The organism is Marivita sp. (genome assembly GCF_020055675.1).
Lineage (GTDB): Bacteria > Pseudomonadota > Alphaproteobacteria > Rhodobacterales > Rhodobacteraceae > Marivita.
In genome coordinates this window covers 114,204-130,880 of sequence record NZ_JAIPUS010000001.1, presented here as the reverse complement: position 1 = coordinate 130,880, position 16,677 = coordinate 114,204, and the positions used below count along the sequence as shown (strand labels likewise).

Sequence of the window (16,677 nt, the reverse complement as noted above, 5' to 3'; positions counted from 1 at the left end):
TGATACATTTTGCTGGCTATTATTGTAAAGTAAAGTTGACAGTATATCATGGACCTATGATGACAAAACTCGATACCGCCCTCGCGGCTCATTCTGACAAGCTGACATCGGCCCATGCCATCGTGATTGGCGCCGGTTTGGGGGGCCTTGCCTCGGCCATGCGATTGGGCGCGCTTGGTTACCGCGTGACAGTGATTGACAAACTGGACGTGCCGGGGGGCCGCGGATCGTGCATCTGGAAGGATGGCCATCGCTTTGATCTGGGGCCGACGATCGTCACCGTTCCGCAGATTTTCAAGGAGTTATGGGCCGCTTGTGGGCGTGATTTCCACAAGGAAGTGGACCTCCGCCCGTTGGACCCCTTCTATGAAATCCGGTGGCCGGATGGATCGAAATTCACCGCGCGACAGAACACCGCTGCAATGCGCGAAGAGGTGCGGCGCTTGTCCCCTGACGATGTCGATGGGTATGACCGGTTCTTGCGCGACAGCGAGGAACGCTATTGGTTCGGGTTCGAAGATCTGGGCCGGCGCTCGATGCACAAGCTGATCGATCTGATTCGTGTCTTGCCGCGTTTTGCGATGCTGCGCGCGGATCGGTCGGTCTATGCCCATGCCGCAAAACGCGTAAAGGATGAGCGGCTGCGGATGGCGCTGTCGTTCCATCCGCTGTTCATCGGCGGCGATCCGTTCAACGTGACCTCGATGTATATTCTTGTTTCGCATCTCGAAAAGGAATTCGGGGTCCATTACGCGATGGGCGGTGTTGCTGCGATTGCCGAAAACATGGCCGAGATCATCACCGACCAGGGCGGCAGCCTGCGGATGGAGACCGAGGTCGACGAGATCCTTGTCAAGAACCGGCGGGCACGGGGTGTCAAACTGGCGTCGGGGGAGGTCCTGACCGCCGATATCGTTGTCTCGAACGCAGATGCCGGGTTTACTTATGACCACCTGCTGCGCAACCAAAAACGCAAACGCTGGACCCCGAAGAAGCTCAAGTCGCGGCGCTGGTCGATGGGGCTTTATGTCTGGTATTTCGGCACCAAGGGCACCCGCGACATGTGGAAGGATGTGGGCCACCACACAATCCTGAACGGGCCACGCTATCGCGGTCTTGTCCAAGACATATTCAAGAAGGGCGCTGTGCCCGAGGATTATTCCCTTTATGTTCACCGTCCCACGGTGACCGACCCCAGCGCGGCGCCAGAGGGGGACGACACGTTCTATATCCTCAGCCCGGTTCCGCATCTGGGTCACGAGGACGCCGCCAATTGGGAGGAGCTGGAGCGCGAATATCGTGTTCGCCTGACCAAGACATTGGAGGATCAATTGCTTCCCGGCTTCGCAAGCCGTGTCACCGCAAGCGAGGTGTTCACCCCGGAGACCTTCAAGGACAGGTACATGTCGCCGCATGGCACGGGCTTTTCCATCGAACCCCGTATTCTGCAAAGCGCGTGGTTCCGGCCGCACAATGTGAGCGAGGAACTGGACGGGTTGTTCCTGACCGGGGCAGGCACCCATCCGGGTGCAGGGCTGCCAGGTGTGATTTCCTCGGCCGAGGTTCTGGCGCAATTGGTTCCCGATCCCGCCCTGGTGCGGGGATGAGCTCTGCGCAGAGCGATATCGACGCCTGCCGCGAGGCGATCCGCCATGGATCGCTGTCCTTTCACATGGCCTCGCGCCTGTTGCCGGATAATGTACGCGATCCATCCCTTGCGCTTTATGCCTTCTGCAGATTGGCGGATGACGCGGTTGATCTGCAACAACATAAGGCCGCGGCGGTTCTGCGACTTCAGGACCGTCTGGAACGGATTTATAACGGCTGCCCTGACAACGCCGCGCCAGACCGGGCTTTTGCGCGCGTGGTCGAAGACTTCGAGATGCCGCGCGCCTTGCCGGATGCGCTTCTCGAGGGATTGGCGTGGGACGCGATGGGCCGGCGTTACGACACACTGTCCGACCTTTTCGATTATTCGGCGCGTGTGGCATCTGCCGTCGGTGTGATGATGTGCGTTCTGATGCGCGTCCGCGATCCGAACGCCCTGGCCCGCGCCGCCGATCTGGGTGTGGCGATGCAGCTGACCAATATAGCGCGCGACATCGGCGAAGACGCCCTCGAGGGGCGGATTTACCTGCCGTTGGAGTGGCTTGGCGAAGCGGGAATTGATGTGGATGCGTTTCTTGCCGACCCGAAACCGACAAAGGCGATCCGCCAGATGACACGACGGCTCGTGATGCAGGCGAACCGTCTTTACATGCGCTCCGAGGCCGGGGTCGCGGCGCTCCCGCTGTCCTCGCGCACCGGCATCTACGCGGCGCGATTTATCTATGCCGGTATTGGCGGGCAGGTGCAGCGCGGCGGGTACGATTCGATCTCGGCACGCGCACACACGTCGAAAGCGCAGAAGCTCGGTTGGGTTGCGGCCTCCGCCGCGAAGGCGGCGACAACCATGGTGATGCCGCGATCCGCCGTTCTTTATGCCCGTAGCTTGCCCGAGACCGAGTTTCTCGTGCATGCAGCAGGGCAGGGCACCGAGCGTCGATCAAGGTCCGACGCGGTTTTCGAGGCGCTGTCCCAAGTGGCCCAGCGGGAAAGAGATCAGCGCGATGCCTTGCAAGGTGCCGAGGGTCGGTTTACGTAAACCGAATGTTCTGGGTCCTGTTCCTCATTTTTCTTGTTGCCTGCCTTGCTGCGGGGTCCACCGGGGCCCTGTTTTCGCCCGGATCTTGGTACCGCAACCTGAACAAACCCTCATGGACACCACCCGACTGGGCCTTTCCCGTGACGTGGACGACGCTTTACCTGTGCATGGCAGTGGCGGGTGCGCGGGTCGCACTTTTGCCGGACAATGGCCTGGCGATGGCGTTCTGGGCGTTACAGATTGCGCTTAACGGCCTTTGGACACCGGTTTTTTTCGGATTGAAGTGGATCAAACTGGGAATGATCGTCCTGTCCGCGCTGTGGCTGTCGGTGGCGGCGACCATCTGGGCGCTGTTCCAGGTCGATCTGATCGCGGGATTTTTGTTCATCCCGTATTTGGTCTGGGTCACGATTGCCGGGGCATTGAATGCCAGCGTCTGGCGACTCAACCCCGACGAGGCCAAAGAAGGTGGAACGGCTGCGTCTTAGGGTGTGAGGCCAAAACCTGTCGCGGTAACGTGTGTTCACGCAACGCGCTAATCGAAACTCCAGTTTCGGCGGCGCGGGACGCGCATCGCGAGCATAGGTTTCAGCAACGGAGAGCGGAACCGTTTCAGGTCCAGCGCTTCATGTACCCCGACTGTTGCTTCACCATCCAGTCTGGTTTCTACCATCGACCGGGAATAGAACGGCGCGTCGAGCATGTTCATCACCTGTCGTGGCTGATACCCCGGATCGCTGCGCGTTTCCCGTTTCACCGCCCAAAGTGATCGTTTGAACTTTGTCTTCGGTGGCAAATCGGGTTCAGAGGCGGCGCCGTCGCTGTCAAAGTGAAAGCCGGCGCCAAGCGTCGATCCATCCAACCGTGTCGCGTCGTAGAAACAGGTGCTTCCGCGCTGTGCCGGGTAACGGCCCCAGGTCCAATAGGTGAAATCCTCCTCGAGCGCGCGTGTGCCGAAATTCGCGTCGAAATATCCGTGCCCTTCCCATGTCCATCCCGGGGCCTCCAGACCAACCGAAATCCCCGAGACTGGACCGAATGGCCGCCAGATATGCGCGCCGTCGTCGGTCAGGGCAAGCTCGACATCGGTGATAGCGCTTGGCGTGACGGTGATTGTGCCGCGCACGCGGCTGATGATCGGCGGACCAGACACCTCGTCCACGTCGATCACCAGTTTGTCGTTTTCCCACGTCATCGAAGAGGGTCCGACGGTCAGCGTGGTTTCAGATTGCTGCAGGGCAGGGGTCCCGCGATCCGTCATCGTAAAGCGTCCACCGGGTCCATAGGTCGCGACATTGATGCAGACGTGGTCCTCGGGGTTCTTGCGGCCAGACCATCTGTACCACGGTGAAAAGACCGACCCTATGAACCCGATGACCGAGACAGCCCGCGTGCCGTCGTTGCTGATCCCGTCGACATACCACCATGCGTATCCGTTTTTCGGGACCGCGAGGTTGAAGTTCGGTCCGCAACGATCGCCGCGGCCGCGTGCCTGCCGGAGAGCGCTGCCATTGGAACGCCTGCCCCCGGATGTGTCCCTCCCCCCGCGAGGTATAGACCCGTGATCCGCGTCCGCGCCGTCGGCCGTTCCAGCGCTGCGGTCATTCCATGTGGGGTCTGCCCGTAGAGGGAGCCGCTGCTGCCGGGAAACAGCGTGTCGAACCGCCTGGCCGTGGTCAGCGCCTCTGGCCCCGGCTCCGGTGAGAAGCTCAGCCCGAAGTTGCGCAGACGTGGGAAGGTCCGACTGTGACATATCTCGTAATCCTCGGGTGTTGCCGCGCGCTGGGTAAGCGGCGGGGTGTTCATGATGATCTCGAACCGTTCGATATCGGGCAGTGCTGTGTTCTGGCCGCGATCCTCGGCGCAAATGTAGAGGCTGGGATCGGACGGGATTTGCCCCTTTTCGATCTTCGCGAACTCGGTCCTGGACGGGTCACAGAAGACCACGTTGTGATGGGAAAGATCGATGTCGGACGGGGCCGCATGAAAGCTCCAGACATTTGCGGAAAGGCTGCGCGCGCGTTTGGTGGTGATCTGGGCTGTATGACGCGTGTCGGTGCCCAGAAGCCCTGTCGCAAGCGCGCGCGGATCTCCATTGAAGACGACATGATCGGCAGAAAGCGTTTCGCCCGATGCCAGCGTGACGCCGGACACAGCACCGGACGCGGCGTCGATCCTTTGAACTTTTACATTCGTTCGCAGGGTACCGCCCCGCGCCGTGATCAAATCGGACATGGCGCGGGCAAGCGCGCTCATCCCGCCTTTGACGCACCAGACGCCGCGGGCTTCGGCGTCCCAGATCAGTGAAAGCAGCGCTGGCGACCGATCCGGCGACCCACCGACATAGGTGGCGTAACGTCCGAAGAGCTGCCGCAAGCGCGGATCGGTAAAGCTGTTTTTCAGGAGATGTCCGAGCGTTTGCCCCACTCCCATATCCTGGATCAGCCTCGGATTCCGCAAGACATGCAGGGTCAAGGCGCTCAGCCTGGGTTCCGGGCGCAGCATCATGGGGTCGCGGAACCCATCGAACAACCGCGCGGCGCGTTGCGCGAAGTTTGTAAACTCCGTGCGTGCCGTTGGCCCCGCAAACGCCTCGATCGCATCGGCGCTTTGGGTCTGGTTCGGGAAGAGGTCCAGCGGGCCGCTGTCGGGCCACCAATGGCGGGCGAGGATCGGCTGCGGGATCAGGCTCACATGGTCTTGGAGCGCCTCGCCAACTTCGTCGAACACTGCTTCGAAAACATCAAGCATGGTCAGGACGGTTGGCCCGGCATCCACGCCGTTCACCTGTCGCATCTTGCCGCCCGGCGCGCCGTGCTGTTCCAGCAGCGTTACATCGAACCCGCGATGAACAAGCGGCAGGGCCGCCGCCAATCCACCGATCCCAGCGCCAATGACAATAACGCGGTCAGAGCTGTGATCTGGCTTTTTCATCATCGAATTGTTGACTCGCTTTGGTCAGGTGTCCAGTATGGTTTACACTAATGTGTAAGTTTAAGATGACAATACACTGTTTTTGGGAGTGTTCGATGAACCTACAGACCCGCATCAATGCCGCAGTCGAAGCGGCTATTCGCATCGGACAGGATGGAACACCTCCCGAACAACTGTCGGACGCGTTATATTATGCCTGCACACCCGGCGGCGCGCGGATCCGCCCAACGATCCTGATGTCGGTTGCAATGGCTTGTGGGGATGACAATCCCAAAGTGACGGATGCGGCTGCTGCCGCGCTCGAATTGATCCATTGCGCAAGCCTTGTGCATGATGATCTTCCCTGTTTCGACGATGCGGAAATCCGTCGGGGCAAACCGTCCGTACATCGGGCCTATTCCGAGCCTCTTGCGGTCCTGGCGGGCGATTCACTCATCATCCTGGCGTTCGAGGTCCTGGCCATGGCGGCCGGGGATGCGCCGGACCGGGCCGTGCGTTTGATCCGCACGCTGACTCGTCAGTCCGGAATGCCGCATGGCATTTGCGCCGGCCAGGGGTGGGAAAGCGAAAGCAAGATCGACCTGTCGGCCTATCACCGATCCAAAACCGGCGCGCTGTTCATCGCAGCGACGCAGATGGGGGCGATTGCGGCTGGCCAGGACGAGGAACCCTGGTTCGAACTGGGCGCTCGCATTGGCGAGGCTTTCCAGGTCGCTGATGATTTGCGGGATGCTCTTTATGACAGCGCTGCGCTGGGCAAGCCCGTTGGACAGGATGACCTGCATGGCAGACCCAATGCGGTTGCGGTTCTTGGCGTTGACGGGGCGCAATCGCGCCTGCGGGATGTTCTGTCAGGGGCGATTTCATCCATTCCATCCTGCCCCGGCGAAGCGCAACTGGCCGAAATGGTGCGGCTCCAGGCTGAACGCCTGACACCGGTTCCGGCCCACAGCGCAGCCCAAGCAGGGTAAAATGGCCCTGGCCTCGGATACGCCGGTTCGGCCCCGTCCGTCTTTCAATCTACGCACGCGTTTCATGCGCCTGATCGCCCGACCCGGATTTCAGCGTTGGGCCTCCGCATTTGCGCTGACCCGTAGAATGGCAGCCAAAGACGGGGCCGAACTTTTCGATATCGTTCAGGGCTTTGTCAAATCACAGGTTCTTTTTGCGTTGGTCGAGCTGCGGGTTCTGCACCGGCTGATGGAGGGACCGCAAACCGTGGAGACCCTCGCGGTTGTGTCCGATGTGTCCGTTGACCGAATGGACCGATTGCTGAGGGCGGCAACCGCGATGAAGCTGACAAGGCTGGACCGCAAGGGACGCTACAGCCTGGCCCGCAAGGGCGCTGCATTGATTGGAGTACCGGGGCTGGAGGACATGATTCGCCACCACGCCGCGTTTTACCGTGACCTGTCGGATCCGGTCGCTCTTTTGCGGGACGAGGTCGATACCGAGCTGGCGGCGTTCTGGCCCTACGTGTTTGGTGCGGATCAGGCCGAGGATGTGGAAACATCAAACCGGTATTCCGACCTGATGGCGCGGTCGCAAGAAATGGTTGCCGCGGATACGCTCTCGGCGGTGAACTTGCGCGATACGACGCATCTTCTGGATGTCGGAGGGGGCTATGGCGTCTTTGCCGAAGCGGCGGCGCTGAAACACCCCGACTTGCACGCCACGGTGTTCGATCTTCCAGCAGTTCAAGCACAGGCGCGAGAGAGAATGGGCGTCTCCAAGGCCAGTGACCGTCTGGACTTTGTGCCAGGGTCGTTTCGGGATGATCCCCTGCCCGATGGCGCGGACATGATTTCCCTGATCCGCGTTCTCTATGATCACGAGGACAACACCGTCACTGACCTTTTGCGGCAGGTGTTTGACGTTTTGCCCGAGGGAGGACGGCTGGTTATCTCGGAGCCGATGTCAGGTGGAAACCGGCCTGAAATCGCCGGCGATGTCTATTTCAGTTTCTACTGTCTCGCGATGAAAACCGGCACGGTACGCGGCCCTGCGCGCATCAAGGACCTGTGCCAGGCGGCCGGATTCGTCAAGATTGCCGATTTTCCATCGCGGCGCCCCTTTGTCACGACCGCTCTGACAGCGGTTAAACCAAAAAAGTGACGTGACTTTGCAAGTTTACACGTCAATGTGTCCATTTTAGTTGACAGATATATGTGTAAGAATAAACTGACACTGAGATTAGCCAAAGCGTGACACATGGGATTCGATTCCCGGGGGCGATGTCACCAAGCCATGGGAGGTCAGGATGCAAACGAACGCCGTCGTGCTGAACGCGCCGAAGACCCTTGGCCTGGAGACCGTGCAGCTTTCCGATCCCGGTGCGGACGATTTGGTTGTCGACATCACCCATTCGGGAATTTCGACCGGAACCGAAAAGCTGTTCTGGACCGGCGACATGCCGCCGTTTCCCGGCATGGGCTATCCGCTGATACCGGGCTACGAGGCGTCCGGAGAGGTGGTCGAGGCCGGCTCAAACACGAGCTACAAGCCCGGGGATCACGTGTTCGTTCCCGGTGCCAATTGTTATGATGGTGTATTTGGCCTGTTCGGGGGGGCGACCCACCGGTTGGTAACTGCGCAGGATCGCGTGACCCGGATCGACCGGATGCTCGGCGCGCAAGGCGCATTGCTCGCCTTGGCGGCAACGGCCCGGCACGCGATGGCCGGCCTGGACAAGACCGTTCCCGATCTGATCGTGGGGCATGGCGTTCTGGGCCGCCTTTTGGCGCGCCTGACAATCGCCGCCGGAGCACCGGCGCCAACGGTTTGGGAAATCAACCCGGACCGGACATCGGGCGCAGACGGGTACGAGGTGGTGCATCCCGACAGCGATGATCGTCGTGATTATCAGTCGATCTATGACGCCAGCGGCAACGGTGACCTTCTGAACGATCTTGTGGGGCGTATCGCGAGGGGTGGCGAGATCGTCTTGGCGGGGTTTTACACCCAGCCGCTGCAATTCGCCTTCCCGCCTGCATTCATGAAAGAGGCGCGGTTCCGCGTCGCCGCCGAATGGGCGCGCGACGACCTGGCAGCCACGCGGACCCTCGTCGAGAACGGCGCGCTGAGCCTTGATGGGCTCATCACGCATAAAGCGCCAGCTACGGACGCACCGAATGCCTATCGCAGGGCGTTCGAAGATTCGAGCTGCCTGAAAATGATCCTCAACTGGGAGACTGCTTCGTGAAAGACGACGTTCCAAATTTGAAAGACTTCGACAAGCGTTTGCGGGACGAGGCCAATGAGGATTTGGCCGATGTCATCCCGGATGAGGCGACCAAGAAAACCCAGATCATCGCCATTTATGGCAAAGGCGGGATCGGCAAATCCTTTACGCTGGCCAACCTGAGCCACATGATGGCCGAGCAGGGCAAACGGGTTTTGTTGATCGGGTGTGACCCGAAATCCGACACGACCAGCCTGCTGTTCGGAGGCAAGGCTTGCCCGACGATCATCGAAACCTCGACGAAGAAGAAACTGGCCGGCGAAGAAGTCAAGATCGGCGACGTCTGCTTCAAGCGGGGCGGCGTGTTTGCCATGGAACTGGGCGGCCCTGAAGTGGGCCGCGGCTGTGGCGGTCGGGGTATCATCCACGGCTTCGAGCTGCTTGAAAAGCTGGGCTTCCATGATTGGGATTTCGATTACGTTCTACTCGATTTCCTGGGCGACGTGGTCTGTGGCGGCTTCGGTCTGCCGATCGCACGCGACATGGCGCAGAAGGTGATCCTTGTAGCCTCCAACGATCTTCAAAGCCTTTATGTCGCCAACAATGTCTGTTCAGCGGTCGAATACTTCCGCAGGCTCGGCGGAAATGTCGGTGTTGCCGGCCTTGTGGTGAACAAGGACGACCAGTCCGGTGAGGCTCAGGCCTTTGCCAAGGCGGTCGATATCCCGATCCTCGCGTCTATCCCGCAGGATGACGACCTGCGCAAGAAATCGGCGAATTACCAGATCGTCGGCACCGATGCCTCTCAGTGGGGGTCGCTCTTTGCAGAGCTGGGCATGAATGTCGCCGTCGCGCCCCCGGTGCGACCGACACCCCTGACCCAGGATGGATTGCTTGACTTGTTCGATGGATCGGAAACCGGCGCCGACGTGGTGCTGGAGCCCGCGACAGACATCGACATGCGCGGCAAGAACGCGGCGCCGCTAGAGTCTCTCGAAGTGGTTTACGACGAAGTATGACCAAGGAAACCACATATGATGACACAGCCGAGGTCGAGGTCGTTCGGGGTGAACCCAACGACACGGCCGCGCCTGTGATTGCCGATGGGCTGGGGTGCCATTCGGGGTCCGAAATGGAAAAGGCCGCACGCATGGCGGGCAATTCCGAAATGCTGGACCAGTTCGCAAAGGATTATCCCACGGGCCCACATGACCAACCACAAAGCATGTGTCCCGCATTCGGGTCACTTCGCGTCGGGTTGCGGATGAAGCGCACGGCGACGATCCTCTCTGGTTCTGCGTGCTGCGTTTACGGGCTTACATTCGTGTCGCATTTTTACGGTGCGCGGCGGTCTGTCGGCTATGTGCCGTTCAATTCCGAATCGCTGGTGACGGGCAAGCTCTATGAAGACATCCGTGACAGCGTGCACGAGATGGCCGATCCGGATCGGTTCGATGCGATCGTCGTGACCAATCTGTGTGTGCCGACCGCCTCCGGCGTGCCGTTGCGGCTCTTGCCAAAGGAAATCAATGGCGTGCGGATCGTCGGTATCGACGTGCCGGGTTTCGGGATTCCGACCCATGCCGAGGCCAAGGATGTTCTGGCTGGCGCGATGCTGAATTATGCCCGCGAAGAGGTCAAGGCCGGTCCGGTGCAAGCGCCTGAAAACGGCAAGGCGGATCGTCCGTCTGTCGCCCTTCTGGGTGAGATGTTCCCCGCCGATCCAATGACGATCGGCGCCATGCTGGCCCCGATGGGGCTGGCTGCCGGACCCGTGGTGCCCTGCCGTGAATGGCGCGAGCTTTATGCCGCGCTCGATTGCGGCGTGGTCGCGGCCATCCATCCCTTCTATACGGCGGCAATCCGTGAATTCGAAGCGGCGGGACGTCCAATTGTTGGCTCTGCCCCCGTTGGCCATGATGGCACCGCCGCGTGGCTTGCCAATATTGGCGAGGCTTTTGATATCCCGAAAGATCAGATTGCTGCGGCGCAAAACGCGTTCCTGCCCTCCATCAAGGAGGCTTTGGCCGCCGCGCCGATCAATGGAACGATCACGCTTTCGGGCTATGAAGGCTCCGAGCTTCTGGTCGCGCGTCTGCTGGTCGAAAGCGGTGCGGATCTGCGCTATGTCGGAACGGCGTGCCCGCAAACTGCGTGGTCCGATCCGGATCGCGAGTGGCTCGAATCCAAGGGAATCAAGGTCACCTATCGTGCTTCGCTTGAAGACGATTGCGCGGCGATGGCGGCGATCAATCCTGACCTGGCCATTGGCACGACACCTGTTGTGCAAAAGGCCAAGGAAATGGGGATTCCGGGACTGTATTACACCAACCTGATTTCCGCGCGACCCTTGATGGGTCCAGCCGGGGCCGGGTCCCTTGCCGAAGTTGTCAATGCCGCCATCGCCGGCAAGTCGCGCATGGACGACATGAAAGCCTTCTTCGAGGGTGTCGGGCAGGGGGATACTGCGGGTGTTTGGGAAGGGTCACCAAACCTGCGTCCGGATTTCCGCGCGCAACATCAGAAAAAGCTCGACAAGCAGGCGCGCGCCGCCAAAGCGCAGGAGATGATCTGATGCTGATCCAGGATCATGATCGCGCAGGCGGGTATTGGGGCGCCGTGTATGCCTTTACCGCCGTGAAAGGCTTGCAAGTTGTTATCGATGGGCCTGTCGGCTGCGAAAACCTGCCGGTCACGTCGGTTCTGCACTACACCGATGCGCTGCCGCCGCATGAACTCCCTATCGTGGTAACGGGCCTCGGTGAGGACGAGATGGGCAAGGGCACCGAAGAGGCGATGGAACGGGCGTGGAAAGTGCTCGATCCCGCGCTGCCAGCGGTTGTCGTGACAGGGTCGATCGCCGAGATGATCGGTGGCGGTGTCACGCCACAGGGCACCAACATCCAGCGTTTCCTGCCGCGCACCATCGATGAAGATCAGTGGGAAAGCGCGGATCGCGCGATGACGTGGATCTTCACCGAGTTCGGCATGACCAAGGGTCGTATGCCACCCGAGAAGAAGCGCGAGGAGGATTCCAAACCGCGCGTGAACATCCTCGGGCCAATGTATGGCACCTTCAACATGCCGTCCGACCTGGCCGAGATCCGACGCCTGGTCGAAGGCATGGGGGCCGAGGTCAACATGGTCATGCCCCTCGGTGCGCATCTTGCCGAGATGCGGAACCTCGTGAATGCGGATGTGAACATCTGCATGTATCGCGAGTTTGGCCGCGGATTGTGCGAAGTGCTGGGCAAACCATACCTCCAAGCGCCGATCGGAATGGAATCGACGACCAAGTTCCTGCGCAAACTGGGCGAACTTTTGGGCCTGGACCCGGAACCGTTCATCGAACAGGAAAAGCATTCGACGTTGAAGCCTGTCTGGGATTTGTGGCGCTCCGTGACGCAGGATTTCTTTGCAACAGCGTCTTTCGGGATCGTCGCCAACGAAACCTATGCACGTGGCATCCGCAACTATCTCGAAGGTGATTTGGGCTTGCCATGCGCCTTTGCCGTGGCGCGCGTTGCCGGGTCGAAGACCAACAACGAAGAAGTCCGCTCCTTCGTGCACAACAAGCGACCGCTTGTCCTGATGGGATCGATCAACGAAAAGATGTACCTGGCCGAGATGAAGGCCGGGCATGGCCCGCAGCCGACATTCATACCCGCTTCGTTCCCCGGTGCTGCGATCCGGCGCCATACCGGGACCCCCATGATGGGATACGCCGGGGCAACATATCTGTTGCAGGAGGTGTGCAACGGTCTGTTCGATGCGCTGTTCCACATCCTGCCGCTGGGCACCGAAATGGACGAAGCGGATGCCACGTTGACTCCGCTGCGCCGCGACTTCCCTTGGGATGCCGATGCGCAGGCCGAGCTGGACCGGATCGTCGCCCAGCATCCCGTACTTACCCGAATTTCTGCCGCCAAGAACCTGCGCGATGCCGCAGAGGCGGCAGCATTGAAACAAGGCGCTGAACGTGTGGTCAAAGAAACCGTTCAGGCTCTGGTCAAAACCCAAGGAGGACCGAACACATGACGGATTTCACCTCTTCTGACACGCGCACATCGAGGCACGGTCACACGAAACGGGGAACCGAGTTTCTGGTGTATTTCAGCATAATCTTCATCGTGGCGATCCCGTTCGCGCTCGTGATCTGGATGCTGGAAATTTTCCAGAAGCAAACGCTCAACATGCCCGGCCCATTGGCCCGCGCGTGGTGCGAGGCAGATCGGATCACACCCCTGATATTCTCGGCCTGAAAGGGCACGGAGAGCGAGACTGTCTGCCCGGCGGGGCGGACAGGACCTGAGGGGCACAAGCCCCGATGGACCCGGCCGCAGGGAATGCGGCGTCAGCATAACATTCCGGAGGAAAGTTCATGGCTGATAATACCGACCTGTCATTCACAGGTCTTACTGACGAGCAGGCCCAGGAGCTGCATTCCGTCTACATGAGCGGCCTTTGGCTGTTCTCGGCGGTTGCAGTGGTTGCACACCTGGCAACCTTCATCTGGCGCCCCTGGTTCTAAGGAAGGATCAATATCATGGCAAAGTTCTACAAGATCTGGCTCATCTTTGATCCCCGTCGCGTGTTTGTCGCGCAGGGCGTCTTCCTTTTCCTGCTGGCTGCAATGATTCACCTGGTGGTGCTGTCCAACGGCATCAACTGGTTCGAAACCGCAGCCGCAGCCGGCGGTGGCGGTTAACCGCCGCCCGGCTCGGATGAGCATATGACATCGCTGCGGGCGGCGCGGGTCTTCGTGTCCCGCCCGCGGCAAAACCAAACGAAACATGACGGCGTCGCCCTTTATGGGACATGCCGACAAACGCGGAGATCAAGAAGATGGCGCTGCTCAGCTTCGAAAAAAAGTATCGCGTCCGCGGAGGGACGCTGATCGGCGGCGATCTGTTCGACTTCTGGGTTGGGCCTTTTTACGTAGGCTTCTTCGGGGTCACGACCGCCTTTTTCGCTCTGCTCGGCACGATCCTCATTCTATGGGGAGCGGCCGACCAAGGCACATTCAATCCATGGCTCATAAACATCGCGCCGCCCGACCTGAGTTACGGTCTGGGCATGGCACCGCTGATGGAAGGGGGTTTGTGGCAGATCATCACGATCTGTGCCACGGGCGCATTCCTCAGCTGGGCGCTGCGCGAAGTGGAAATCTGCCGCAAGCTGGGCATCGGGTATCATGTCCCGTTCGCCTTCGGTGTCGCGATTTTCGCCTATGTGACGCTGGTCATATTCCGCCCGCTCCTGATGGGTGCGTGGGGACATGGCTTTCCATACGGAATCTTCAGTCACCTCGACTGGGTGTCGAACACGGGCTATGCCTATCTGCACTTCCATTATAACCCGGCGCATATGCTGGCTGTGACGTTCTTCTTTACCACCACGCTGGCCCTGGCGTTGCATGGCGGTCTGATCCTGTCGGCAGCCAACCCTGAAAAGGGAGAGGAAATGAAGACGCCGGATCACGAAGACACGTTCTTTCGGGATTTCATCGGTTACTCGGTTGGCACGCTCGGCATTCACCGCGTGGGTCTGCTGCTGGCGCTGAATGCCGGTTTCTGGTCTGCGATCTGTATCATCATCTCCGGCCCGGTCTGGACCAAGGGCTGGCCTGAATGGTGGAACTGGTGGCTCGAACTGCCCATCTGGGGCGCCAATGTGGGGATGTAACAATGGCTGAGTATCAAAACATTTTCACACAGGTCCAGGTGCAGGGCACCCCGGAATGGGGTCTTGAAACCGAGAACTCTGGCCGCGAACGGATCGGCAAGCCGGGTTTTTCAACCCTGATCGGTTGGATGGGCAACGCGCAGCTTGGCCCGGTTTGGCTGGGCTGGACCGGGATGGTGTCGCTTGCGACGGGTATTCTGGCGCTCAACATCATCGGGTTCAACATGCTGGCGCAGGTCGGCTGGTCGATCCCGGAGTTCATCCGGCAGCTGTTTTGGCTCGCGCTTGAGCCGCCAAGCCCGGAATATGGTCTCTCCATCCCGCCGCTGCAGGATGGCGGCTGGTATATCATCGCCAGCTTTTTCCTTCTTGTGTCGGTGATGAGCTGGTGGGCGCGGACATATATCCTCGCCATGGAACACAAGATGGGCAAACACGTCTTCTGGGCGTTTGGATCTGCCATCTGGTTGTTCCTCGTGCTGGGTTTGTTCCGTCCGATCCTCATGGGGTCCTGGTCGGAAGCGGTGCCTTACGGGATCTTCCCGCATCTTGACTGGACCACCGCGTTCTCGATCCGCTATGGCAATCTCTACTACAATCCGTTCCACGCGCTTTCGATCGTGTTTCTTTATGGCTCGGTCCTGCTTTTTGCGATGCACGGCGCGACCATTCTTGCCGTCACCCGCTACGGCGGCGACCGCGAACTGGAACAGATTGTCGACCGTGGCACGGCAACCGAGCGGGCCGCTCTCTTCTGGCGCTGGACCATGGGCTTCAACGCCACGATGGAAGGCATTCACCGCTGGGCATGGTGGTTTGCGGTTCTGACCCCGATAACAGGTGGCATCGGCATTCTTCTGACAGGCACTGTCGTGGACAACTGGTTCATCTGGGCACAGGAGCATCACTTCGCTCCGATGTATGACGGCTCTTATGGGTACGAGGCCTACGGCACGACCTATCAAGAGTTCATTGGACAGGAGTCGAACTGATGCTTCCCAAGTGGTTCAATACATGGAACAGGGATAACCCGACCAACATCTACGGTCCGGCTATCCTCGTCGGGGCCGCAGGTCTGGCCGTCACAGTAGCCGCCTTCGTGGTGGTGGTCGGTCAGCCCTACGCGACCGACAGCCTTCAGACAGGTCCACGCGGAACGGGCATGTCGGTGCCGGAGTTCGAAAGCGACCTGAGCGAGGCGGACCCGACCATTGCCGGCTACCTGACCCGCGCCCAGATCTCGGATGACGCGATTGCATCCATCAGCGATGAAGCTCTGCAAAACGTGCCGCCTGGGCTCGGCGATATCTCTGACGAGCAATATGCCGAGCTGGTCGTTGCGATGCGTGCCTGGACGGGAATCCCGGATCTCATGGAAGACCCGGACAACTACCAGACACAGATCGCCTACACGATGGTCGGCATGACCCAGAGCGTGAACGAAAACTGGATCGGACATGTGCAGTCCAACGCCGAAGTGGGGGTGACCTGTTACACCTGTCACCGGGGCCAGCCTGTGCCAAGCGAAATCTGGTTCCGGCTTGGCCCGGTCAACGAAGCGGCCGAAGGTTGGGCAGCGGTGCAGAATCGCGTCACGACGCAATCGCAGTACACGTCTCTGCCATCCGATGCTCTCGAAGAGTATCTGCTGAACTATGGCCAGATCGGGGTGCATGACCTTGAAAGCCATGTTGCGGAATATCCGTCCGAGGGGATCCAGACCTGGCAAGACGCCGAGCGGACCTACAGCCTGATGAACTATGTGTCCAACTCGCTGGGCGTGAACTGCGTGTTCTGTCACAACAGCCGGGCATTTTATGATCCGGCCCAAGTGACACCGCAATGGGCAACAGAAATGCTTGGCATTTCGATGGTTCAGGAAATCAACAACGATTGGCTGGTTCCGCTCGAAGGCCTGTATCCGCCCGAACGTCTTGGTCCGGTTTTTGCCGATGCGCCGAAAGCGGCGTGCAAGACCTGCCACAAAGGCTATCAGCAACCGCTTCAGGGCCTGAATGTCATCGGCGAATGGCCCGAACTCGCCTTGGTAGAGTCTGACTGACCTTTGAAGAATAGCCCGAGCGGACTGCCTCTGCTCGGGTCGCCAGATCCGGTTGCTCTCAGGTTCCCAAAGCGAGAAGCCGGATACGGGGTCCAAAACCCCGGTTCCCTTCCTGTTGGCTACAGGAACTGGCGCCACGTTATCAAGACCTCTTGCTTGCGTGGCGCCTCT

At 60.0% G+C, this 16,677-nt stretch carries 17 protein-coding genes; 15 read left to right on the top strand and 2 right to left on the bottom strand.

The annotated features are described in order from the left end of the window. Positions 1-56 precede the first annotated feature (56 nt). The 3 genes from LCF59_RS00600 to LCF59_RS00590 are packed head-to-tail and all read left to right on the top strand — an operon-like array spanning position 57 to position 3,132. Complete coding sequence (locus tag LCF59_RS00600; RefSeq protein WP_292284592.1) at positions 57-1,607, top strand: phytoene desaturase; 1,551 nt, start codon at positions 57-59, stop codon at positions 1,605-1,607. Continuing rightward, positions 1,604-2,644, top strand: coding sequence for a 15-cis-phytoene synthase (gene crtB, locus LCF59_RS00595; protein WP_292284590.1), 1,041 nt, complete (start codon positions 1,604-1,606; stop codon positions 2,642-2,644). The genes LCF59_RS00600 and crtB overlap by 4 nt, the downstream gene beginning before the upstream one ends. A gap of 5 nt (positions 2,645-2,649) precedes the next feature. After that, on the top strand, positions 2,650-3,132 hold the full coding sequence (locus tag LCF59_RS00590) for a TspO/MBR family protein (protein WP_292284588.1): 483 nt from the start codon (positions 2,650-2,652) through the stop codon (positions 3,130-3,132). 47 nt (positions 3,133-3,179) lie between these two features. On the opposite strand, the gene crtC is transcribed toward LCF59_RS00590, so the two are convergent. Further along, entirely contained in the window at positions 3,180-4,052 is an 873-nt protein-coding gene (crtC, locus tag LCF59_RS00585; protein ID WP_292285003.1) for a carotenoid 1,2-hydratase, read from the bottom strand. Further along, on the bottom strand, positions 4,007-5,578 hold the full coding sequence (gene crtD, locus LCF59_RS00580) for a 1-hydroxycarotenoid 3,4-desaturase CrtD (RefSeq protein WP_292284586.1): 1,572 nt from the start codon (positions 5,576-5,578) through the stop codon (positions 4,007-4,009). The genes crtC and crtD overlap by 46 nt, the downstream gene beginning before the upstream one ends. Before the next feature lie 95 nt (positions 5,579-5,673). Between crtD and LCF59_RS00575 the strand changes: the two genes are divergently transcribed. From LCF59_RS00575 to pufC, 12 genes are all read left to right on the top strand, one after another. Beyond that, positions 5,674-6,549: a polyprenyl synthetase family protein gene (locus LCF59_RS00575; protein ID WP_292284584.1), complete on the top strand. Its 876-nt coding sequence runs from the start codon at positions 5,674-5,676 to the stop codon at positions 6,547-6,549. Positions 6,550-6,676: 127 nt separating this feature from the next. Beyond that, positions 6,677-7,693, top strand: coding sequence for a methyltransferase (locus LCF59_RS00570; protein ID WP_292284582.1), 1,017 nt, complete (start codon positions 6,677-6,679; stop codon positions 7,691-7,693). Positions 7,694-7,838: 145 nt separating this feature from the next. Beyond that, positions 7,839-8,780 carry a chlorophyll synthesis pathway protein BchC gene (gene bchC / locus LCF59_RS00565; RefSeq protein WP_292284580.1) on the top strand — a complete coding sequence of 314 codons (942 nt, stop codon included), beginning with the start codon at positions 7,839-7,841 and terminating at the stop codon, positions 8,778-8,780. Continuing rightward, entirely contained in the window at positions 8,777-9,778 is a 1,002-nt protein-coding gene (locus LCF59_RS00560) for a chlorophyllide a reductase iron protein subunit X (RefSeq protein ID WP_292284578.1), read from the top strand. The genes bchC and LCF59_RS00560 overlap by 4 nt, the downstream gene beginning before the upstream one ends. After that, positions 9,775-11,334 (top strand): chlorophyllide a reductase subunit Y, encoded by a 1,560-nt coding sequence (gene bchY, locus LCF59_RS00555; RefSeq protein ID WP_292284576.1) that lies wholly within the window; start codon positions 9,775-9,777, stop codon positions 11,332-11,334. The genes LCF59_RS00560 and bchY overlap by 4 nt, the downstream gene beginning before the upstream one ends. Beyond that, on the top strand, positions 11,334-12,797 hold the full coding sequence (gene bchZ / locus LCF59_RS00550) for a chlorophyllide a reductase subunit Z (RefSeq protein WP_292284574.1): 1,464 nt from the start codon (positions 11,334-11,336) through the stop codon (positions 12,795-12,797). The genes bchY and bchZ overlap by 1 nt, the downstream gene beginning before the upstream one ends. Next, positions 12,794-13,021 carry a cytochrome PufQ gene (pufQ, locus tag LCF59_RS00545; protein ID WP_292284572.1) on the top strand — a complete coding sequence of 76 codons (228 nt, stop codon included), beginning with the start codon at positions 12,794-12,796 and terminating at the stop codon, positions 13,019-13,021. Before bchZ ends, pufQ begins: the two co-directional genes overlap by 4 nt. A gap of 119 nt (positions 13,022-13,140) precedes the next feature. Beyond that, positions 13,141-13,290, top strand: a complete 150-nt coding sequence (gene pufB, locus LCF59_RS00540) for a light-harvesting antenna LH1, beta subunit (protein ID WP_072778079.1) — start codon at positions 13,141-13,143, stop codon at positions 13,288-13,290. 15 nt (positions 13,291-13,305) lie between these two features. Then, the gene (gene pufA / locus LCF59_RS00535) at positions 13,306-13,467 is read left to right on the top strand and encodes a light-harvesting antenna LH1, alpha subunit (protein WP_292284570.1); all 162 of its coding nucleotides are present in this window, start codon (positions 13,306-13,308) and stop codon (positions 13,465-13,467) included. A gap of 137 nt (positions 13,468-13,604) precedes the next feature. Beyond that, positions 13,605-14,444, top strand: a complete 840-nt coding sequence (gene pufL / locus LCF59_RS00530; protein WP_188480543.1) for a photosynthetic reaction center subunit L — start codon at positions 13,605-13,607, stop codon at positions 14,442-14,444. A gap of 2 nt (positions 14,445-14,446) precedes the next feature. Next, positions 14,447-15,436: a photosynthetic reaction center subunit M gene (gene pufM, locus LCF59_RS00525; RefSeq protein ID WP_292284566.1), complete on the top strand. Its 990-nt coding sequence runs from the start codon at positions 14,447-14,449 to the stop codon at positions 15,434-15,436. Continuing rightward, a complete protein-coding gene (gene pufC / locus LCF59_RS00520; protein ID WP_292284565.1) occupies positions 15,436-16,506 on the top strand; it encodes a photosynthetic reaction center cytochrome PufC in 1,071 nt (356 codons plus the stop codon). The genes pufM and pufC overlap by 1 nt, the downstream gene beginning before the upstream one ends. Positions 16,507-16,677 lie beyond the last annotated feature (171 nt).